16 protein-coding genes and 1 pseudogene are annotated in these 21410 nt (G+C 45.5%); 2 read left to right on the top strand and 15 right to left on the bottom strand.

Annotated features, from left to right (window positions below):
• Positions 1–4: 4 nt before the first annotated feature.
• The 3 genes from BUC07_RS21430 to brnA are packed head-to-tail and all read right to left on the bottom strand — an operon-like array spanning position 5 to position 1711.
• Positions 5–649 carry a sulfatase-like hydrolase/transferase gene (locus BUC07_RS21430; RefSeq protein ID WP_217652650.1) on the bottom strand — a complete coding sequence of 215 codons (645 nt, stop codon included), beginning with the start codon at positions 647–649 and terminating at the stop codon, positions 5–7.
• Between the two features lie 20 nt (positions 650–669).
• Positions 670–1437, bottom strand: a complete 768-nt coding sequence (locus BUC07_RS21105; protein WP_217652651.1) for a sulfatase-like hydrolase/transferase — start codon at positions 1435–1437, stop codon at positions 670–672.
• A 37-nt stretch (positions 1438–1474) separates the two neighbouring features.
• The gene (gene brnA / locus BUC07_RS05320) at positions 1475–1711 is read right to left on the bottom strand and encodes a type II toxin-antitoxin system BrnA family antitoxin (protein WP_073166705.1); all 237 of its coding nucleotides are present in this window, start codon (positions 1709–1711) and stop codon (positions 1475–1477) included.
• Positions 1712–1878: 167 nt separating this feature from the next.
• Between brnA and BUC07_RS05325 the strand changes: the two genes are divergently transcribed.
• Positions 1879–2421: a YceI family protein gene (locus BUC07_RS05325; RefSeq protein WP_073166708.1), complete on the top strand. Its 543-nt coding sequence runs from the start codon at positions 1879–1881 to the stop codon at positions 2419–2421.
• A gap of 158 nt (positions 2422–2579) precedes the next feature.
• On the opposite strand, the gene BUC07_RS05330 is transcribed toward BUC07_RS05325, so the two are convergent.
• The 5 genes from BUC07_RS05330 to BUC07_RS05350 all read right to left on the bottom strand — a co-directional run bounded on the left by BUC07_RS05330 (position 2580) and on the right by BUC07_RS05350 (position 8873).
• Positions 2580–5009: an alkaline phosphatase D family protein gene (locus BUC07_RS05330; RefSeq protein WP_073166711.1), complete on the bottom strand. Its 2430-nt coding sequence runs from the start codon at positions 5007–5009 to the stop codon at positions 2580–2582.
• Between the two features lie 90 nt (positions 5010–5099).
• Positions 5100–6698: a sulfatase family protein gene (locus BUC07_RS05335; RefSeq protein WP_073166714.1), complete on the bottom strand. Its 1599-nt coding sequence runs from the start codon at positions 6696–6698 to the stop codon at positions 5100–5102.
• A 116-nt stretch (positions 6699–6814) separates the two neighbouring features.
• Positions 6815–7795, bottom strand: a complete 981-nt coding sequence (locus BUC07_RS05340) for a hypothetical protein (protein ID WP_073166717.1) — start codon at positions 7793–7795, stop codon at positions 6815–6817.
• Positions 7796–8042: 247 nt separating this feature from the next.
• The gene (locus BUC07_RS05345; protein ID WP_073166719.1) at positions 8043–8435 is read right to left on the bottom strand and encodes a GxxExxY protein; all 393 of its coding nucleotides are present in this window, start codon (positions 8433–8435) and stop codon (positions 8043–8045) included.
• Between the two features lie 102 nt (positions 8436–8537).
• Positions 8538–8873, bottom strand: a complete 336-nt coding sequence (locus tag BUC07_RS05350) for a phospholipase D-like domain-containing protein (protein ID WP_073166721.1) — start codon at positions 8871–8873, stop codon at positions 8538–8540.
• Positions 8874–9310: 437 nt separating this feature from the next.
• Between BUC07_RS05350 and BUC07_RS05355 the strand changes: the two genes are divergently transcribed.
• Complete coding sequence (locus tag BUC07_RS05355; protein ID WP_073166723.1) at positions 9311–9997, top strand: hypothetical protein; 687 nt, start codon at positions 9311–9313, stop codon at positions 9995–9997.
• Positions 9998–10368: 371 nt separating this feature from the next.
• Here BUC07_RS05355 and BUC07_RS21600 read toward each other — a convergent pair.
• The 7 genes and pseudogenes from BUC07_RS21600 to BUC07_RS05385 form a co-directional block, all read right to left on the bottom strand.
• Positions 10369–10461, bottom strand: a pseudogene (locus BUC07_RS21600) (hypothetical protein); the annotation flags it as partial.
• A gap of 244 nt (positions 10462–10705) precedes the next feature.
• Positions 10706–12472 (bottom strand): class I mannose-6-phosphate isomerase, encoded by a 1767-nt coding sequence (locus BUC07_RS05360; RefSeq protein ID WP_073166728.1) that lies wholly within the window; start codon positions 12470–12472, stop codon positions 10706–10708.
• A complete protein-coding gene (locus BUC07_RS05365) occupies positions 12469–13761 on the bottom strand; it encodes a glucosidase family protein (protein ID WP_073167064.1) in 1293 nt (430 codons plus the stop codon). The genes BUC07_RS05360 and BUC07_RS05365 overlap by 4 nt, the downstream gene beginning before the upstream one ends.
• A 20-nt stretch (positions 13762–13781) precedes the next feature.
• Positions 13782–16160, bottom strand: coding sequence for a GH92 family glycosyl hydrolase (locus BUC07_RS05370; RefSeq protein WP_073167061.1), 2379 nt, complete (start codon positions 16158–16160; stop codon positions 13782–13784).
• Position 16161: 1 nt separating this feature from the next.
• Complete coding sequence (locus BUC07_RS05375) at positions 16162–17316, bottom strand: MFS transporter (protein WP_073166732.1); 1155 nt, start codon at positions 17314–17316, stop codon at positions 16162–16164.
• A gap of 2 nt (positions 17317–17318) precedes the next feature.
• Positions 17319–18278 carry an ROK family protein gene (locus BUC07_RS05380; RefSeq protein ID WP_083578106.1) on the bottom strand — a complete coding sequence of 320 codons (960 nt, stop codon included), beginning with the start codon at positions 18276–18278 and terminating at the stop codon, positions 17319–17321.
• The gene (locus BUC07_RS05385) at positions 18263–21409 is read right to left on the bottom strand and encodes a GH92 family glycosyl hydrolase (protein ID WP_073166735.1); all 3147 of its coding nucleotides are present in this window, start codon (positions 21407–21409) and stop codon (positions 18263–18265) included. The genes BUC07_RS05380 and BUC07_RS05385 overlap by 16 nt, the downstream gene beginning before the upstream one ends.
• Position 21410 lies beyond the last annotated feature (1 nt).

Below are 21410 nucleotides of genomic sequence, written 5' to 3' on the forward strand. Positions count from 1 at the left end.
AAAGCTATTTTTCCAACTGATTTTCCACCGGTTCAATTCCCGCCATATGTTTTTCCAGTACATTTCTGATTTCAACAATCACTTCAGGATGCTCATCGGCAATGTTGAATTTTTCTGAAGGATCGACATTCACATTGTAAAGTAAAGGTGTTTCGTGAACAGTTGGCGAATTGGTTATTTCTGTTGGCGGATTGGTAATCGGGTGGGCCGTCTGGCTACCATATTCGTTTTGCGTGATAAAGTGCGCTTTGTAATCGCCTTTTCTAACAGCATAAACCTGCTCGCCACGATAATAGAACACTACATTCCGTTCGCTTTTTCCCGTTCCGAGAACCAGCGGGGAAATGTCGTATCCATCGTAAACGCGGTCGTCGGGAAGTTTGGTTCCGGAAAGGTTGCAGAATGTGGGCAACAAATCCATGGTGGTCGCCATGTCCATCACCACACCTTGTTGTATTTTTCCCGGCCACCTGAAAACGGTAGGTTCGCGCATTCCCCCTTCAAAGGTTCCGCCTTTTGCACCACGCAGTAATCCGGCTGTTCCACCATGGGTTTTAAAGGTGTGCCATGGGCCGTTGTCGGAAGTAAAAACCACCAACGTGTTTTTATCCAATCCTTCTTCTTCCAGCGTTTTCAGAATTTGCCCCACCGACCAGTCGATTTCTTCGATTACATCGCCGTAAAACCGGCCAGCGAAGCATTCTTAAACTCTTCGGACCGGAATAACGGAATGTGCGGAAGCGAATGTGCCAGATAAATAAAAAAGGGTTCGTCTTTCATGCTTTTTATTTTTGACACCGCTTCTTCGGTGTATCTTTTGGTAATGGTGCGCTGGTCGGCCGGCCGTTCAATGATTTCGGTATCGCGCATTAGCGGGACATTGTAGGCCTGGTAGCGTTCATTTTCAGCCAGCGTGAAATGATTAGTACTTTCCACTTTATCCATATCGTTGGAGTAAGGGATGCCAAAGTAGCTGTCGAAACCGTGGTCGGTAGGCAGGTGAGGCGATTTATGGCCCAAATGCCATTTACCAATGGCAGCTGTTTGGTAGCCGTTTCCCTTTAAAGCCCGGGCTATGGTGATTTCGCTTTGTGGCAGCCCGCCGTTGGAATCGGGGAATAAAACCCGACGCTTGTCGCTGCACATGCCCGAGCGAATGGGCAGTCTGCCGGTGAGTAACCCGGCACGGCTTGGCGTGCAAACAGGTGCAGCCACATAAAAGTTGGTCCATTTTTGGCCTTCCACGGCCATCCTGTCGAGGCTGGGTGTTTTAATGGTGGGATGCCCGAAAATGCCCAAATCACCGTAACCAAGGTCGTCGGCAAAAATGACAATGAAATTGGGCTGTTTTTGTTCTTGAGATTGGCTGCTTTCGCATGAAACCGTAGTTGTCAGAAGTAAAATACTGAGTAGTAAAATAAATGAATTAGAAGTCATAGTCAGTTTTATTGATTTAAACAGGTAGGAATTGTATCTAAGCTGATTTCAATTTTTCAGAAATCCAGAATTTGATAATGGATTGCCGTGTTACACCTAATTTCATCGCCTGCTGATCCAGCTTTTGAATCATCCATTTGGGAAAATCCACGCTTACACGTCTTGTTTCCAGTTCTTTCCTTTTAGCTGTTTTTAAATCCAAAAATTCTGTGATATCCTTTTCTTCTTCAAAAAGTTTATCAAATTCCTGTATCGTTATCGATTTCTTTTCCATTTTGTTTGAATTTGAATGACTTTCGATTTGCTTTTCTGTTAAGTCGGCAATTTACAAAATAGACACAAACGAAAAGGTCCTTATTTAAGTTTCCTTGAAGAATAAAGTTGAACCATGCACAATGAAAACTGTTTAATAGGTCAGAAAACTTATTAATCAAGATAAAAATGGAAACACAAGGAAAAACTAAATGGGTACTGGATCCGGCACACAGCGAGATTCTTTTTAAAGTGAGACACCTGATGATTACGAATGTGAAAGGTGAGTTCCGGAAATTTTCAGCAGAAGCGGTTTCAGCAGGAAACGATTTCAGCTCGGCTGAGGTGAATTTAACCATCGATGCAGCTTCGGTTTTTACCAATAACGATGACCGTGACAATCACCTGAAAAGCGCCGATTTCTTCGATGTGGAAAATCACAAGGAGCTGACTTTCCAATCGACTAAAGTTGAAAAAGTGGACGACGACGAATATAAACTGACCGGTTTGCTAACCATTAAAGGCGTTGCGAAAGAGGTGACGCTCAATGTGGAGCATGGTGGAATTATGAAGGACCCCTGGGGAAATGACAAAGCCGGATTTTCGCTGGAAGGAAAAATTAACCGCAAAGAGTGGGGCCTCAACTGGAATGCCGCCCTCGAAGCTGGTGGTGTAATGGTTGGCGATGAGGTGAAAATCAGCGCCGAAGTGCAGTTTGCAAAACAGGGGTAAATTTTTTTTGTTTCCCGCAGAACCCGCAGATTTTCGCAGAAGGTATTTTATTCCGTTATTTTTATTTCCATTTTGTCTTTCTCTGCGGGTATCTGCGCCATCCGCGGGAGCTTTCTTTTGTTTCCCGTAGAACTCGCAGGTTTTCGCAGATATTTGTGTTAAAGCTCCACCAAAACTTTCTCCGGATTTTCTCCTTTTTGAGTTTTCAGACCAGATGTTTCCTGCTTATTATCGTTTTCTCCAATAATGACTGTAAACGTTCCGCTTTCGTGCAATTGGGGCTGAACGGTTTTGCCTTTAATACGGTAAATTTGCGCCAGTTCACCTGTTTCTTCGTTTCGGATTTCCATCAACTGGTTGGGTTGGTTCACCGAAATTTCGGGTAAAATATTTTCAGCGCCCATTCCCAGGTTATCGAACTGTGAAATTTGTTTTGGCCACCCCGGGAACTGGTCGCGCACCGGATTGGGATTTTCCACATCGGCCAGGAACCGCCAGGCATCAATACCGATAGTCCGTTCTTTTTGGTCGAAAGTTACAAATCCGAAACCGGAAGACCTGATTTGGGCATTGTTGTAGCGGCTTTCGCGGTCAACCGTAATTTTGCCCGGATTTCCAACAGCATACACAAAATTTTTGTTACCAAAAGCATCTTCGTATTTCCCGGTGTTTGGATACCCGTGCTCGGGCCGGTCAACCACCGGAAGGCCCAGTTCATCGGGTAAAAACCAGCGCATATAGAAGTTGCAGATTGCCGGTGTATTGAAACTCCATCCGGCATCGCGGTATTCATCCAGTCCGTATTGCACCAAAGTGGGAAGATGTTGGTCGCCGTTGATATGGAAAGCAGCTGCTTTTCGCATCAGGCGGATAACCTTGTCGCGGCCCGATTTTGGCCAGCCCCCCGAGTCGAGGTCACCGTAAAGGTAATTTTCCAGGCTGCCGTGGTGCGTGGCTACATTGGCAAAAACCGTTTGGGAGAGCAGCACTTTCATGTCGGCACCTTGCCAGTCGGTTGCCCAGTCGTTCAGGAATTTGGATTGCCGTTCGCCAATCATTTCAACTCCCGGCTTGTCCAGGAATGACAAATCTTCGCGGGGTTCTTTCATGTGGTCGTGCCGGCCTTCCCAGTCGGAAACGGCTTCCGGACCGGTTTTAAAGATACGGTCGGTGATGATAGCAAAACTCACCCTCCCGTAAGTGAGGTCGGTGTACCACACGCTCATTCCCTGCTCAATTGGGGTAGGGTTGTACGGATCGGGTAATTGCCCGCACTGCGTGCGGTTGACCACGTTCACCATTTCCACCGACTGCATAAACCCGCGCGTGTCGGAACTGCCGGCACCGCCCGGTTTTTCAATTCCGCCTTCGCCCCAGAGGTTTCCGTGAAAAACATCGTGGTCGTCGGGTGTGCAGATGGTTGGCGTGTTTCGCATCAAATCGCCAAATGCCCAGCCAAACATGTAATATTTTCCGAGGTAACTTAAGATTGAAGCTTCCACCGGTTCGCGTTTTATCTGATATCCGCCGTTGGGTTCGTAAATCTGGTCGCCCGAAAAATAGAGCATGTCCGGTTCCAGTTGGGTCAGGTTTTCAACCAGCGGCGTGTAAGGGTAACCCGATGTGAACTGGCAGGTGAGGCCGCCAAATTTCAGGGGGCGATCCACCGGGTCTTTGCGAATTGTCCCTTCATAATAGTCGGGCATTTCGGTTCCGTCTTTACCTTTTTCAATATATTCTACCCGGTATTCCGTGTCTTGGGAAGCATCCCAGTTTTCCAGTTTGAATACTGCAGTGCGCGAATCGGGTTCAATCTTTTCTGTGGCAACGGTTTTCCAGTTTCCGTTTTCATTTAGCTGAAGGCTGACCTGCTGGTTGTCATCTTTTCCGACAGGTGGCAGCAGCGCCATCATTTTTACGGTTGCCTTGCTGAGGGTATGCATGGTCCACAATACCGGCCCAAATGCATTATCGGGTTTTTCAATCACTTTTGAGCCTGACAGCTTTATATTGTCAAAAGCAAAATGGGCGTTTCCAGGCTTTTCATTCACGCTTAACTGCATATTGTTGGCCACAGCAATCAAACCCTCAATTCCGTCAACCGGACATGAAAGTTCGGTTTTAAAGCCTTTATAATCAACCAAATTCATGGTTAATTTATTATTTGAACCTTTAATGGTTATCGTGAATTCGTCCCAGACAAAATTCTCCGGCAGTTCAATTTTTTCATCTTTTAAAAAGGCATAGCCATTTAAGCTGACTCCGGCTTTAATGCCTTCTCCAAAATAACAAGTGGCTTTCACGTCGGCATCTTCTTCATCGTGCAAGCCAATTAAAAATCCGGCCGAACCGGGAATGTCGCCATTTTCAGCCAGCATTATTTTAGCAGAAGCCTGAAATTCACCTTCTCCGGGCGACAACACATGAGTGAGCAGGTTCACCCTCGACTGGGGAACTGTTCCCACACAGTGAAGCTGACCTTCTTCCACTTTCCAGTCTTCCAGCGGAATGGACCAGAAATCTTTTCCCACCCACACACGGTCGTGGGTGTTATCGAAGTTGGCTGAAAATTCGGTTTTTTTGTGCATGAAGTTGCAGCAATAATAACAGCAATGATGATGGTTAAGGTTGAAAGTTTCATATTGGTTTAGTTTCTTATTTTAATTTCGACTGTTCAGTTAATTTTTTCCGGCCCTGTGGTCCAGGTATTCCTGCAGGAATTTATCATTCAGCTCGTCGCTGTCGCCGTAATAGTCGCGTAGCTCTTCCAGCCTTTCATGAAGGTCGGCCTGAACTTCGGCATATTCCGGGTCGCCGTAAATGTTGTTCATTTCCATGGGGTCGGTTTGCAGGTCGTACATTTCCCATTCATCGATGTCGTAGTAGAAATGAATGAGTTTATAGCGTTCTGTTGCCACGCCGTAGTGGCGTTTCACCATGTGCACCGACGGATATTCGTAGTAAGTGTAATACACCGCATCGCGCCACTGGCCGGTTTCGCCGCTTACCAGTTTGCGGAACGATTCACCCTGCATTTCTTCAGGAACTTCAATTCCGGCATAATCGAGGAAAGTGGGTGCAAAATCGAGGTTTTGTACCAACTTGTCGATTTCCGTACCGGGTTTAATTTCTTTTGGATAGCGAATGAGCAGCGGGGTGCGGAACGACTCTTCGTACATGAACCGTTTGTCGAACCAGCCGTGCTCGCCGAGGTAAAATCCCTGGTCGGAAGTATATACTACGATAGTGTTTTCGGCCAGTCCCGCTTCTTCCAGGTAGTCGAGCACTTCGCCCACACCGTCGTCAACCGATTTGATGGTGCGCAGGTAATCTTTGATGTAGCGGTTGAATTTCCAGAGCGCGATTTCTTTTTCTGAAAGATTTTGATATTCTGCTTTGAAGGCTTCATTTTTAGGTGAATAGGCTGCCAACCAGTCCTCTAACTGTTTCTCATTGAACCGGTTCAGCTCATTGTGAAAGCCGGTGCTGTCGCCGTTCGGGTCAACAATCATTTTGAAATCGTGGCCCCAGCGGGCATGGCCGTCAATCTCCATCTCCTGCTCTTTAGCGGCGGTTCCCCTGTTTTCGTAGTCATCGAAAAAATTGGCCGGTGGTTCGAATGTCACGTCATCGAAAAGCGTGAGGTATTCGGGCCCCGGTTTCCAGTTGCGGTGCGGTGCTTTCTGGTGATACAGCACGCAGAACGGTTTGTCGGGATCGCGTTTGTTTTTCATCCAGTCGAGCGTGGTTTCGGTGATGATATCGGTGCAATAACCTTCTTTGCGTACCCGTTCGCCGTCAATCAGAAAATCGGGGTTGTAGTAGTGCCCCTGGCCGGGCAAAACCATTGAAAAATCAAACCCTTGCGGAATGCCGTCGAGATGGATTTTTCCGATCATGGCTGTTTGGTAGCCGTTGGCCTGCATTAGTTTCGGGAAGTTGGGCTGATCCCAGTTGAAAGGCTGCACGTTATCGACTTTTCCGTTGATAAAGCTGTGTTTCCCGGTGAGCAGCACCGCGCGGCTGGGCGCGCAAATGGAGTTGGTCACGTTGGCACGGGTGAATAGGGCCCCTTCGTCGGCCAGCCGGTCGATATTGGGCGTAGGCGCCAGTTCAGCAAGAAAACCATCATAGGCACTTATGGCCTGATAGGCATGGTCGTCGCTCATGATGTAGAGGATGTTGGGGCGTTGGGCTTCTTCGGTTTGTGGCGAGCAATTCAGTAAAAAAAATGCGGTGACGAAAAGGGAAATCAGTTTAACAAGATGTTGGTTCATAGTTGAAAAATATTTTTGATTAATAGAACAGTTTTGATAATATCAGTATTGAATCTTATACAATTTTACAAAAAAAGGGGGAGGGAGTAAATATTTGGGAATAAAATATATTCGAATTATTTTTTCGAATCCACCAGTTTCATGGGGGCGGTGCGCACAACTATTTTGTTTCCGTTTTCGGGCTGATCGGTGGATTGGTACATAAACCACATTTTGCGTTCTCTGTCGAGATATACGGTGGTGTGCCGGTAGTTGGGCCGGAACACTGAATATTTTCGGACGGGGCCGGTCAGTTTCTCGGGATGATCGACATGGGCTGTCAATACTTCAATGGTGTTGGCGCTGAAATCTTTCACCACAAAAAGTGCAATGCTGTCGTTGCTGATGCGAATGGGATCACAACCTCCGATGATGTCTCGCTGTTCATCCTGAACCTTAATGAAACGGGAGAAATCCGAAGGGCTGTCACCTCGTGCCACTCCCAATCCCCATGAAACTTCAGCAGATTTGGCAATGTAATACACGTTGAATATCTCCCCAGCTCTAAATGCGCCTATTGGAGAAATTTCATCGCCGTGGCCCCACACCTGTGAATCATTCCATGAAAAAACGTACCCCTGATTTTCAAAATGAAATCCATCATTGGATGAAGCCAATCCTGCATTGCACTGCACGGATTCGGTCGTTGGATTGCTTGCAAGTGTGGCCCCGAAATAGAGCAAAATGTCGCTGTTGTTATCCAGGATTGCCCCCGCTGAAAAAACGCCTTCTTCCGGGTTGTTCTGCGGCTGGTGTGTGAGAATGGGATTTTTCTCAAACTTTTTAAAATGAATGCCGTCTGTGCTTGTGGCCACTCCCAGCGAACGGTTGGCAGGACCTCCGTCGGTAGTGCGGTTGCCATTGGCCCCAATGTAATAAAGCAACCAGGTGCCATTTTTCTTCACCACCGTACAAGGACTAATCTGCCCGTATAAACGGGCGTCCCAGCTTCCTTTCGGGCCGGCTTCAAGCACCACCTGCTCCCGGCTCCATTCATCTGCCCGAGGGATGGTAACTTGCGGAAGGTTATCTTTACCATCTTCTGCTAAAATGGTCAAGGAAAATAAAATTATATGTATGAGAAGGAATGAAATGAAACTGATCAATCGTTGTGTCATTTTTTGAAAATTGAAATGATTCAAACTTTACAATTTTACGAAAAATGGGGGAGGAATGGAAATGGGGTTTGTGCCAACTGTTAATTGTCTGAACTATGATTTCAGCAGATTTTTGGATTGCTCAGATTCAGCGTATTCTGCCTCATCAGTTAAAACCCCTGTTCAGACATTTTCTTTCCATCCTCGTTCAGACCGTGTTAAATTTTGAATTAATCAACCGTTTAAATTGCAGGCTTTTGGCGCCGAAATTCAGCAACAGTCCTACTTCAATATTGTATGCCTCGAGATAATTTATGGCCTGTGCCAAATGCACATCTTCCAGTTTTGTCAAAGCTTTTAATTCAACTGAAACTACATCCTCCACCAGGAAATCAACCCTGCGGGTTCCAATTTGCTGTTCGCGATACCAGATGGGCATTTCAAATTCCCTATTAAAGTTCAGCCCGTAAAGAGGCATTTCAATTTCCATTGCCCGTTGATAAATCACTTCCTGAAACCCGTTCCCCAGAGTCTTATGTACTTGCATGGCTGCCCCTATTATTTTATGGGTCATTTCCTTGTATTTGTATTCTTCGGCCATATATTAAGAATTTATTTGTTGCTTCTGGCAATTGTCTGAACTATGATTACAACAGATTATAGAATTGCTCAGATTTCTCTTTAGCAATCTGCGTCATCTGTGTCATCTGGTAAAATCCAGGTTCAGACATTTTCTTTCCATCCCGGTTGAGACTTTTTCCCACTCCTCCAACTCCTCAATCCCCGCTTTTTCGTAATCCTCCCGCGAAATAATGCCGGGCAGTTCCGGGGCAACAATTGACGATTCGTTGTAGTTGAGTTCGCTGTTAACAGATACCAGCCTCCTCAACTTTTTATCCCCAATATTATCCACAATCTCCTCAAACCCCGAAAAGTAAAAAAAGCCAATCAAAAAACAGAGGTTCTCCGAATCCTTTAGGTAGTTATTAACGACTTCGGCAAGCAGTTTATCCTGGTTGGTAATGAATTCTTTGCTCATTGAAAATGGCGTGGTTTAAAGTAAAGTCTCGAAAATACGAAAATTTTAAAGATATAAACCGGGTGAGGATAGGGAAAGCGGAAAACCAGGCTCCTTTTTTAGGAATCTGCTATATAACACATTGCATATTAGCATCATAATTTTTAAATTGTCCCGCATATAATCCCCGGCTTATGTTTGCCGGCCCAAATAAAGAAAAAGAAAATGATTGCAACCGCCAGTAAAACATTGTCACCGGAAAAAGTTTTCCGGCAATTAGCCCATTTGAGTCAATCGAATTTTTTATCAGGATAAAGCAACCAAAGAAAAAACCGGCAGGCTTTACCCTGTGAAATAATACAAATTGGATTTCACAGGGTTTGAACGGAGCCCGCCGGCAGAATTAAATAACGCCCTTTTTAAAGGGCACAATATTAACTTTTCAAAATTAATAAATTATGTCTTACTCTGATGATTTTGAACAATGGAAAGAGAACATTGAAAATGTTCCTACAAAAGATGTTAAGCTGCCAAATCTTCCTATCGATGATTTTGTGGCAAGTGCCGAGACCCTGGCCATTGATGCCAACGAAGACCGTGATGACTTGGCGGCTGTCGGCCTGGATGTGACGCTGATTGACGAATTGACATCGCTAAGTGGTGCTCTGCGTTATTGTCAGGCCAACTGGATGAGTATCTTTCGGGCGCGTGAGGAAGCCCGGAACCAATGGCAGGAACAATCGCCTCAGGCCTTTGAATTCCGTAATGAACTCCTGCATGATTTTTCATTTGCTTACCGTAATCTTGACGATGTGAAAAAGAAAGTGACACGCATCCGCGAAGGCGGAAGTAATGCCGACATGGTACAAGATCTGCTCGATTTGGCTGTTTTGGGCGAAAAATACCCGGAGCCCCTGGCAGCAATTCATTTCGATATGGAAAAACTTTCACAGGCACGTGCCCTTTCGCACAATATGTCGGAATTGCTGGCTGCCTCAAATGGCGCTGCCGGCGAAGGCAACGAGTCTAAAGTATTGCGCGACAAGGCTTATACCCTGCTGGCCGAAAAGGCCCGGATTATTCGCGAATATGGCCAGTATGTATTCTGGAAAAACGAAAATAAATTGAAAAGATACTATGCTTAGCATTGTAAATTTCTGATTTTAAACGCCCCCGTGGGATTTGACCCTCCACGGGGGCTTTTCACCGTCCCCAGCGACTTTTGACCCTCCCCAACACGATTTTTGTTGCCCACAACGCGATTTGACCCTCCACAACGGAAATTTTCAATCTCACAGCGGAAAATGACTCGCCCCTGAGCAATTTCTCACGGCTACAGCGGGATTTGAGTGGCCCCTGAGCGATTTCTCACGGCCACAACGGGAATTGACCCTCCACAGCCGGATTTTTTGCGCTCACAATACGAAACAAGCGGTTTACAGAAAGTTTTTTCAAAATTCCTCGTGGCTGGATGGAAGTTGCTCCAATGCTTTAACATCTGTCCTTTCTTTTGTACTCATAGCTCTTTTTCCTCCTTGTACTTTCTGTGCCAGTAGCTGAATGTCTTTACCGAGAAGTTCTCACAGGAACAAAACTTAACCTGGGGTAATCCGCTTTCCTGTCATAACTCTATGACCAGGTACACCCGCCTGACCGCCCGCCTGAATGACTAAATCGGTCAGGGGCGGGCAGGTCTCTTCCTTGCTGTATCCGTCAGTTGTCCATAGCCGTTAATCTAAGTACTGTTTTATAAAAGTTGCAAAAAAAATATGAGGTTGTATCTCTCTATTTTCAGAACCTACAAATAAATTTATACCTCCTGGGTTCAAGAGAGTAAACAGCCTTTCCATTTTCTATTTCACGAAAGCTTTGACCACCATGATTTTTTTACCCAATTCATTTATAATTTTATAGGAACAGGAAGCGGCCGGCACAACAAAGGTTTCGAAATAATTGAACCGCTGCTGTACGCCATTTTGAGTTTCCACAATTATACTTTTCCCTTCCACCAGGCTCAGTACGTGGCATTTGTTTTCAGTTCGAATTTCTACTTCAGTTTCCAGATGAATCCGGTGAACATCGTACAAATGTTTTTCGTGAGTAGGAAGATGAAACAGCTGCCAGTCGTTACCTGAATCAATCAGTACTGGCTTGGCTACCAGTTTATTAGTTACGTAAGATCCTTTCCTCTCGAAACAGAGGTTTTCCATTCCCCGCTGTATGTTCAGCGGACGCGGTTTACCGTCCAGGTCGGGTCGCAACCAGTCGTACATTTTAAAGGTAAAAATATAAGGCGTGGAGCTGATTTCCAACACCAGGTTGTTAATGCCCGAGCCGTGAATGGTTCCAGGGGGAATCAGGAATAAATCGTGTTTTTTTGCAGGAAGTTTCTGCACAAATTTTTCAATGTTTACTTCGGTATTGTTTTCGAAACTTTCAGTAAGCGTTTTTTCAAACTCTTTCGGGGCGATATCTTCCTGAAAACCGAGGTAAACACTGGCATTACCTTTTGAGTCCAAAATATAATAGGTTTCTTCCTGGGTAAAATTTTCGTTGAAGTGTTTTTTTGTGTATTCCTTGTGCGGATGGCACTGAGTGGAAAGATTGCCTCCGTCAAACGTATCGAGAAAATCGAAACGAATGGGAAACTCCATGCCGAACTGTTCATAAGCATCACCCAAAACCGCCTGCGCTTCCTGAAACATGAGTGCATCAAATGATATCTCAATCAGGTTACCTGAACTTTCGAAAACCAGTCCGTTTTCCGGGACAATCAGCTCGAACGACCAGGCATAATTCGGCACATCTTTGTTCAGGCCGTCAATGTTTTGCAGTATCCAGTTTCCTCCCCAGGCACCAGGTTCAAACCACGGGCGCACGCGAAAAACATTCTGGCTGAGTGTTTTCAGACCGTTCCTCAAATCCTTGCCTTTTATCCAGGTGATTTCCTCCGGCCGCTGACCGTCAACCAAGATATCAATAATCGGGAGAACCTGTTTCTTGTGCTGGTTTAAAACGGGCCAGTCCACAAAATAGTAACGTTTATACATCGGTTTGATGTCATTCGGTTTTGAGGCGCCCAGGTTGGTTGCTGCTTTCGCTCTCGCCCTGAACTGCAGCTCGTTTTTGGGTAAATCGATATACACCAGTAGCCCGTCAACACCCGTTAATAGTGCGCCAACTCCATAAATGATATTTAAATCGGTAGATTCATCCAAAACCAACGATTTCAGTTTCTCCTGCTGAAAAAAATCAACAAGGTTCAGCGTGGTTCGTGTTCCAAACAGCAGGTCTTTTCCTCCCACAAAAGGGGCAATCAATTTATCAGTTTCTGCCTCCGGTTTCAAAGCAGCGGCGGTATTAATCCAATGAACTTTCAATTTTTTCCGATCGAAATATTTTTGCAGGTTTTCTCTGAAATCTTCGAAAAACACGCCAACGAAACCGTCAATTAAAATTGTACGGTGCTGTGCTAATTCTTCAGCTAATCCCTCAAATCCTTTTTCTATTTTCCCGTCGTCCAGTAAATGTGTGGGGTAAATGTCGTACTTTCCTTTTTTGTTTTTTGTTTTAATGGAAGGCATTAAAAACTGGCTGCTGTATCTCCAATTGTTCTTCATTGTTGATTATTTTCTTTTGTAAATTTTTCAAACAGTTGAATGGCTTTCCACAGCACACCTGCCGAACCGCGGAATGTGCCTGAGCCTTTGGGTTCGTTGTTTACGGTGTACCATTCAAAAAAACCATCGTTGTCCTTCACCCTTTTTACCATGGGTTGCATGTGTTCGTAAGCTTCCACTGCAAAATCGTTTTTAATGAGTTGCTGAATCATGCGACCGCCAAACCAGGTCCAGTCGCCGCCATTTTGATAACCGTACGGGTACATGCCTTCGTTTTTGAAAAATCCCTCGGGATAGGGCGGGTACATGGTCAGTCCGATAGAGCCGGCACCGGAAAGTTTTACATTTTCAGCCATTTTTTCTACGGAGGTTTTTATTTCGTTTTTGGAAAGTAATCCGGCTTCGATGGCTACTGCCGTTCCACCGTGGTAATAAATTTCGTTTTCGTTAAAATCATCGGGGAAAGGCGAACCATCAAGGTAAATGTGCGGGATGAATTTTTGGTTGGTTTCGTCCCACAGGTGTTTCCGGCAGTTGTTGAAAATCTGTTGATGCACCGGCTGCCATTTTTCTTTCTGTTCCGGCAGCAGTTCCATCAGGTTTTCAAGGGCAATCAGGAACATGGCATTGTCATAAATGTCGATGGCGTAGTGGGTGTCGTCGGTGAGGTAAACGCCCCAATCATGTTCGGGTTGAACGTCGCCCCAGTCGGCAGTGGTAGCGCCCCACAGCAATCCGTACTGCTCGTTGTGCCGATGGTTCATCAGAAAATCCATGGACCATTCCAGTCGCTCTGCCACGGTTTTTTCGCCCGCTTTTTCATTTAGAATGGAATTATCGCCTGTGGCCTGCACATATTTGTAAACCGACTGCACCAGCGACGATTCCTGGTCGGTTTCCACGGTGTTTTTGTGCCCGGCATAACGCGGTTCCAGTTCAGAATAAATGTAATCGTACCCACCACCGGCTTTTTCGGCCGGAATAAATCCATCGATGATGTTGCCGTCGTCGCCCTGCATCCTGAAAAATACCATCAGATTTTCTTTCAGTACATGGTTTTCAAAAACCTCTGCCGAAAGTTCGATAAAGGTGTTGTAATCGCGAATCCACACTTCGCCGTATCCGTCACCGGCATTAAATCCGGTCTTCACAACTTCCAGCGCTTTTTCTTTAACGAATTCGAAATATTCATTGGTTTGAATTTGTTTCATGAGGTTTTCGTTTTGGTCAGGTTGCGATGCACAAGCGAGGAGTCCGGCTGCGATGCCAATAAAAAATAGCTTATTCATATGGTTTAAATTTATTTTAGTTATTCCCATTCATCACTCATTAATGGCGGTGGAGTGTTTATGCCCCAATTTTCATTTGGAATCGAATCCATTTCAAAAACCAGCGTGCCACCTTGCATCAGTTTTTCCCTTTTCAACCAGGAGTTTTCGATGGTTTCACCATTAAATTTCAGGTTTCTGACATAATAATTTTCCGGGCTGTTATTTTCGGTTTCGATAATGAGCCGGTGATTTGATTCCTCAGAAAGTTGAATGGACACTTTTTCAAACAGCGGACTGCCAAATTGAAATGTAGGTTCGGCATTGGCATGTCCCTGCACATCGAAAAGTCCGAGGGAAGCCATAACATACCACGCGCCTAACTGGCCCTGGTCTTCATCCTGTCCGAAACCATACCCGTGGAGTGGTTCGGTGCCGTAAAACTCGTTGCAAATGGTGCGGGTCCATTTTTGGGTGAGCCACGGTTTGCCGGAGTAGTTAAACAGCCACGACTGGTGTAAACAGGGTTGGTTGCCCTGATTGTAAAGCATTTCAACGCCGGAAAAACTATGGATTTCCTGTCCTCCGCCAAACAACGATTTTCTGCTTTCTTCAAAGGTATTTTCCAAGCGTTCGTTAAACAGTTCTTTTCCAATATTTTTCATCAGGCCGGCAATGTCGTGCGGCACAAACCAGGTAAACTGATAAGCGTTTCCTTCCTGAAATCCGTCCCAGGCTTTCATGGGGTCAAAATCTTTTATGAACTCGCCATCCGGTAGCTTTGGCCGGATAAATCTGGTTTCCGCATCAAAAAGATTTTTCCAGTAACCGGCCTGCTCCATCAGTTTGTGGTAATCTTCTTCGTTGCCTCTTTTTTTCGCCATCTGCGCCACAGCGAACGAGCTGAAAGCATATTCCAGCGTGTGTGATGCGCCGAAATTAAACGCCCAGCCGTTGGAAATGATGGTATCCTGATAAGGCACAAAACCGTTGTTCACAAAGTAATGCAGGTCGTATTTACCGTTTCCCAGATTTCTGCCCCTGGATTCCAGCTCGTTTTTCACCGCAGCTTCGTAACCGGTTTCCCAGTCAAAATCGCGAAAACCGCAGTTGTAAGCCGAAGCAATGAGCAGTCCCTGAAAGTTTGTTTGCACACCGTTGGTGTAAACTCCGCCTGCCACGCCGTCGTGCAGCCAGCCGGTTTCCTTGTAGAAATCGATGTTCGACTGCAAATACTGCTGGAAATATTTGGGATAGGCCATTGCCCACAACTGACTGAGGTTCCAGAATCCGCCCCACATACCGTCGGTGTTGATGTGGTTGTACCGTGGTTTCCCGTTTTTATCCAGCGGAATTTGGCCGATTCCATCGCTGTTCAGCTTGTATTGTCCGTTCACATCGCTGGCAATTCCACGGCCAAGGAGTACGTGGTACAGGCCGGTGTAAAATTTTGTTTTGTTTTCTTCATTGCTGTCTTCCACCCGGATTCTCCCGAGCATCTCGTTCCACTGGCGGGAAGCATTCTGGTGAACTTCGTCGAATGTTTTGCAGGTTGCTTCGGTTTCCATGTTCAGCTTTGCATTTTCAATGCTGGTGTAGGAAAGGCCCACCTGCATCTCCACCACTTCGTTTTCTGCGGTTTCAAAGGTGACAAAAATGCCGTTCCGCACTCCTTTGGTCGTGGAATTGTTCGGCTGAACATCCTCGTCAACAAAGGTTCCCACTGAAGAAGGTTCTTTACTAAGTTGAGCCACAAAATACATTTTTACGTAATTCCCCGGATCGCAGAATTTGGCGTACTCGGGATAAGTTTCCACGTAGCCTTCTATTTCGTTATTGTTTACCAGTTGGGCAAACGCTTCAATTACATCGGAGCTTTCGCCCTGTTTGTGGCCAATGTCGAAAATCAGCCGCGATTCTTTTGATTCAGGAAAAGTATAGCGATGAAATCCCACCCGGTCGGTTGCTGTGAGTTCGGCATTTATGTTGTAATCTTTTAGAATAACCGAATAATAACCCGGTTCTGAATGTTCATCTTTTTTTTCGAAACGCGAACGATAGCCTTCATCGGGATTTTCAAGCGTACCGGGAACGGTTTTCAACGGGCCGGTGGCTGGCATTACTACCACGCCACCAATCTGGAATTCATGAAAATGGCCGAATCCTTCAATGGACGTGTGCCGGTCGTCGTAACCGCCGGGCAGCCAGCTTCCCAAGCTCTCCCAGGCATTGGTGTGAGGCGCCAGTTTTGCCATTCCAAACGGAAGTGCTGCCGGCGTATAAAAAAACCACCGTCCATGAACGGAGCCAATTTGTGGATCGACATATTGAACGGCATTGAAAGTGGGATTATATTCCGGTTCCTTGATACATGATATCAGCAGGAAGATTCCAATGATGAAGATTCCGATTTTATGCATATTAAACCTTTTTGTATGAATATATTGAAATAAATAGCAAATATATTGCACAAAAAACAAAAACATACATTCCTGTAGTAATATTGAACAAGTCTGAAATACCTCCCACAATAGGTGGAATTATTGCCCCTCCGGAAACGGCCATAATCATGAGGCCTGAGATTTCATTTGCCCGGGTGGGATATTTTTTTACGGTCAAGGTAAAAATCAGAGGAAAAATGTTGGAAGCAGTCAACCCAATTAGAAATATAAGAGATTGTGCCGCCAAAGGTGTAGGAGAGAAGATAAAAAGCAGTGTTGTTACAAGGGTTGCCGTTGCCGATCCGATTAAAAATTTAGTGGGTGAAAACCGTACCAGCAAGAGGGCACCCAGGAATGTTCCCAACATTTTGCCGAAAAAATAGAGGCTCCGGCCTTGTTGGGCAGATTCGGCGTTCATTTCCATTTTCAACAATAAAAATTGTCCCGAGGTGGCATTAATTCCAACATCGAGGCCAACAACAAAAAAAATGCCTAAAACCATTAAAGCAATGTAACCAACTCCCAGCAGTTTAAGGGAAGAAGCCAAAGTGGCTTTTTGTTCGCTGACCAGTGATTCGGTAATTTTGGTAAAGTGAAGCCAGCCAGCTGACAGAAGCGAAACCAGACCGAAAGACAGAAGAACTAGTTTCCAATCGCCAAAATGTAAGGCGAAATAGGTAGCCATGTATGGGGCAATCATGGAACCAATGGACTTTACAAATTGGGAAAAACTCAAGAAACTGGATGTCCTCGCAGGTGGAACGACATCGATAAGCAGCGGGTTTGCTGAAACTTGAATGATGGTGTTCCCAATACCAAGGAGTCCGAACCCAATCATCACCGTTAAGAAAGAATAGACGAAAAACGGAAGAAAAAGGCCCACTGCAGTGAGAAGGATTCCGATATTGAGCATATTTCGTTTTCCAATTCGGTCTTGTAACAGGCCAGTGGGGACAGACAAAAGGAAAAACCAGGCAAATACCGCCAGTGGAATGAGCTGAGATAAAGTATTGTTCAATCCAAAATCTGCTTTAACATTATCAACGCTAATTCCAACGAGATCGCAGGCGCTCATTACAAAAAAAGAGAGTAAAACCGGGGTGACGAATGCAACGGATATTGTTTTTTTGTTCATAGTCAGATGATTTTAGTTTTTATTAATTTCGAATAAAATGTATTGTCGCATAATTTGGCACTGCCGAAAAGTGCTGCATTTTCTTCCATTTCTGAAGGACAAATGGTTGGGTTTACATTGGTGTTTCTGAGTTGAGCCTCCATTTCAGTTTTAAAGAGCGGAAAGCTTTTGGAGATGTTTCCTCCCAGAACCAGGCAGTTGGCATCGAATTGTTTAACCCATGGTACCAGAAATTCACCAAGGTTTTGGCCAAATTCCCTGAACAGTTCAACATCAACAGCTTCATTATGGGCTTTTTCTGCCAGCTCTTTTACCCCATGGATTTTCTTTCCTGTTTTTTCGAAATACGTTTTCAGAAACCAGCGCGTGGAAAAATAATCGTCGGCAATAGAATTTTTAAACGGGATATGGTACAAAAATCCGTCCTCAGGGATTCCTTCCTTTCCTGCAACTGGAAATTTATTTTTTATAAAGGTGGTTCCAAAACCGGTTCCCATAGTGAGAGCAATTATCCGGTGATAATTCGACGCTTCACCCAACCAGGCTTCTCCAATGGCAAAACATGCGGCATCGTTCAGAAACCTGACCGGAAAATCTGCAGGTAAGTTCATCCTGTTTTGAATTTCTTCCCGGATATTCACGCCGTACAGTTTTTCGAATTTCCGAACTCCTTCGAACCAGGCAATGCCGTTTTGGTAATCAAACGGGCCCGGCATGGCGAAACCGATTCCTGAAAGCGAAGGAAGGTTTTGATTTTTTGTGGTCAGCCGTATGGCAGCAATCCATTGGTCCAGTATTTCGTTTTTCGAAGCCCGGCTATTCACGGCAATCCTGTGCCGGGTATGTACAACCGGTTTGCTGGTTTCCAGGTTAAAAAGCTGGCAAGTAATGTGGCTGCCGCCAATATCGGCACCCAAAGCTATTCTGTTCATTTGCTGTTCCTGATTTATTGAATGCCCCATTTTTTGTTGGGCTCAGGTCCCATAATTAATTCAAGTTTTCCGCCTTTAAGCAGTTCGCTGGCCGGGAATTTAAAACTATTCAACACTTCTCCGTTCAACCTGGCTGATTGTATGTATTTGTTTATCCGTGAAGTATTTTGGGCCTCTATGATAAATTTTTCCCCGCGGCCGTATTGTTGGCCAAGGTTAATTTCAACGTTGGAGAATAAAGGGCTCCCGATTTCATAAACCGGTTCAACGCTGGTTCCTCCGTCGGTTTGAAAAAGACCGAGTGCAGCCATAATGAACCAGGCACTCATTTGCCCCTGGTCTTCGTCGCCCAGGTAAGCATTGGCAAGGCCATATCCGTAATACCGCTGGGTAATGGCACGGCTCCATTTTTGGGTGAGCCATGGTTTTCCCACCCAGTTAAACAGAAAAGCAAAGTGCATAGATTGTTGATTTCCCTGCATTACCGGATAATCCCAGTACTGGTCGTTGGGCGCGTTAAACCGCCATTTGTTACTTTCATTGAATCCCCAGTCGATCCGTTCCACAAACCGTTCTTTACCAATGGCTTCAGCAAGTGCCGGCACGTCCTGTGGTACAAAAAAAGTAAGCTGCCAGGCGTTGCCTTCCACGTAGTGATGATTTCTTCCTGACTGGTACGGGTCAAAATCGGGTAGCCATTCACCAGCGGAGTTTTTCATGCGGGCATAACCGGATTCGGGGTCGATGGCGTTTCTCCAATAGTACCCCCGTTCCATAAAAGTCTGGTAGTCTGATTCCTTTCCCAAAGCTTTGGCAAACTGTGCTACGGTCCAGTCATCAAATGCATATTCCAAAGTATTTGAAAAACGGCCTTTGTCGTGCGGCACATATTTGTATTTCAGGTAAGGCAGCAGGTCGCGGTTTCCGGCAAATCCTCCGCCCACTTTTTGTGCCGGTGTGGTTTGCATTTTTTTTACAGCTTCAAATGCTTTTTCTGCATCAAAATCACGGATTCCCATCTGGTAGGCACCAACAATAAGCGGAATTTCGTGTTCGGCAACCATAACCGGAATGTATTCCATTCCTGCCGGGCCTTTGGCCAGCGAGCCTCCGGCGTCGTACATGGCCAGTTGTGAGTTTACCCAGCGGCTGCTCCATTCGGGCGTTACCAGGTTCCAGAACTGGTTGAGGTTCCAAAAAGTATTCCAGAACGCGTCGCAGCCCAGTGCAGGTGATTCCGGGTCAGCCAGTTGCCTGATTTTTTCATCGGCATCTACCCATTTCCCGTCCACATCGCTGAAGATATTCCGACTGCATAAAGCGCGGTACATGTTGGTGTAAAATCTTCGTTTTTCGCGTTGGTCATTTGTAGATATGTGGACGCGTTGAAGCAGGTGGTTCCAAGTATCGACATTATACTGCCGTACCGCTTCAAAATCCCATCCAAATGGCTGACTGATTTCGGTTTCCAGGTTTTTCGCTGCATTTTCGATACTTACATAGGAAATTCCTGTACGAACCAGAACTACCGGGTTGCTGCCGGTATCAAATTCGAACCACGCTCCGGCATCTTCCGGATTTTCTTGCTGGAGTATATTGCTTCCGGTTATTGTTCCTTCTTCGGTCCAAAAACCGAAGCTTTTTAACGGCTGGTCGAACTCTAGTACAAAGTGTACAATATATTCCTGTGAAACCCCGCCCGACCAGGTGTTGGGTGAAATCTGGCTGCTGAAACCTTCCACCCGGTTATCCGATACTTTTTTAATTTGAACTTTTTGCAGCTTGTACCGGTATTCTGCCGGAATCTGCAAATCAACCAAAATGCGTGAATTTGGCCGGTCCTGCGGAAAAGTGTAACGCTGAAATCCGCAACGGGTTGTGGATGTTAATTCAGCTAAAATATTGTAATCGGTTAGTTCTGCTTTGTAATAACCGATGGACGCTTCTTCGGTTTCGGTGTTCAGGCGGGAGCGGTATCCTTCGTCGGGCCGTTTTTCGTCACCAACAATTGTACCCAGCGGTCCGTTGGTGGGCATCAGAAGCAATCCCGCCATAGTCCATTCATGAATGTGGCTGAATCCTCCAATGGTTTCGAAAATGGGATCGTAGCCGGCTTGCCACCCGCTGTTTTGGTTGTCGGGACTCAGTTTTACCATACTGAAGGGCATCCACGGGCCGGGAGCAATCATCCACCGCGAATGAGCTGTTCCCATTTTGGTATCCACATAATCGGCCGGAGTAACCGTCTTTTGTTGTTCGCGTTGGATTTTACCTTTTTCCAGTGTTTTCCCGTCAGCCTTAATTTCATAGCTGCTTTTTACGGAAGTTAAAACTGCCGGCATGGGAGCTTCATAAACATATCTGCCGGTTTCAATAGTTTCAGAAAGAATAATTTCCCCATCCAGATAAACCTCGAGAAGGGGGAGTCCGTTCAGGTGTTCGACATCCACCAAAAGTGGCTGCATATTCCCCCCAGGAGTCTCTGTTTCATAATCTGCCGGTTCAACGTTACGGATAAAAAGTTGTTTGTTTTCTTTGAGTTTCGATTTGGCCGGACCTTCCAGTCTTATTTGGTCAAACATTAACCAGGAACCTTGCAGGGTAGTCAGGCTAATTTCGTTTCCTCCCATGTTAAGCAGATCCGAATCGAATGGGATTTTAATGGTATATTCAGCTGAATCCGGATTTTTACCTGCCGGCAAGTCAGTTCCTGTTCCGACAGGAAGGAAATTTTTCCACGACTTTCCGTTGATGCTGATTTTAAAAACGGGTGGATTGTTTTTATTGTAGCTTAGAATGTCAACCACCAAAGTACACTCCGCATTTTTGGGGATTTTTTTCAGTGAAAACAGGATGTTCAAAGTATGCGACCGCCAGCCTGCCGTTCCCGAAGTGCCACCAAATTCATCGGAGGGACCGGGCAAAACGTAAGGCCAGTCGTTTTTTTCGTCAGACGTCCCGATTAAATAAAAACCATCTTCCCATCCGAAATCTTTTTCGAGGAATCGACTGTATTCATCGGGTGCCAGGGCAAATTCATCCGCGCTGCCATCTGCCGTTCCAATTTGCCAGATTATTTTACTCTGGTTTTTGCAGGAAAAGATGGTAATTGAAAGTAAAAAGATTAAAAACGGGTAAACCCTGGTTTTAAATGGTGTCATA

The sequence above is a fragment of the Tangfeifania diversioriginum genome (assembly GCF_900141875.1).
GTDB lineage: Bacteria > Bacteroidota > Bacteroidia > Bacteroidales > Prolixibacteraceae > Tangfeifania > Tangfeifania diversioriginum.

Bases quoted from the DNA above. Each gene is read 5' to 3' on its own strand.
- BUC07_RS21105 (WP_217652651.1), bottom strand. From the start codon at position 1,437: ATGACTTCTAATTCATTTATTTTACTACTCAGTATTTTACTTCTGACA.
- brnA (WP_073166705.1), bottom strand. From the start codon at position 1,711: ATGGAAAAGAAATCGATAACGATACAGGAATTTGATAAACTTTTTGAA.
- BUC07_RS05325 (WP_073166708.1), top strand. From the start codon at position 1,879: ATGGAAACACAAGGAAAAACTAAATGGGTACTGGATCCGGCACACAGC.
- BUC07_RS05330 (WP_073166711.1), bottom strand. From the start codon at position 5,009: ATGCACAAAAAAACCGAATTTTCAGCCAACTTCGATAACACCCACGAC.
- BUC07_RS05335 (WP_073166714.1), bottom strand. From the start codon at position 6,698: ATGAACCAACATCTTGTTAAACTGATTTCCCTTTTCGTCACCGCATTT.
- BUC07_RS05345 (WP_073166719.1), bottom strand. From the start codon at position 8,435: ATGGCCGAAGAATACAAATACAAGGAAATGACCCATAAAATAATAGGG.
- BUC07_RS05350 (WP_073166721.1), bottom strand. From the start codon at position 8,873: ATGAGCAAAGAATTCATTACCAACCAGGATAAACTGCTTGCCGAAGTC.
- BUC07_RS05355 (WP_073166723.1), top strand. From the start codon at position 9,311: ATGTCTTACTCTGATGATTTTGAACAATGGAAAGAGAACATTGAAAAT.
- BUC07_RS05360 (WP_073166728.1), bottom strand. From the start codon at position 12,472: ATGAAGAACAATTGGAGATACAGCAGCCAGTTTTTAATGCCTTCCATT.
- BUC07_RS05365 (WP_073167064.1), bottom strand. From the start codon at position 13,761: ATGAATAAGCTATTTTTTATTGGCATCGCAGCCGGACTCCTCGCTTGT.
- BUC07_RS05370 (WP_073167061.1), bottom strand. From the start codon at position 16,160: ATGCATAAAATCGGAATCTTCATCATTGGAATCTTCCTGCTGATATCA.
- BUC07_RS05375 (WP_073166732.1), bottom strand. From the start codon at position 17,316: ATGAACAAAAAAACAATATCCGTTGCATTCGTCACCCCGGTTTTACTC.
- BUC07_RS05380 (WP_083578106.1), bottom strand. From the start codon at position 18,278: ATGGGGCATTCAATAAATCAGGAACAGCAAATGAACAGAATAGCTTTG.
- BUC07_RS05385 (WP_073166735.1), bottom strand. From the start codon at position 21,409: ATGACACCATTTAAAACCAGGGTTTACCCGTTTTTAATCTTTTTACTT.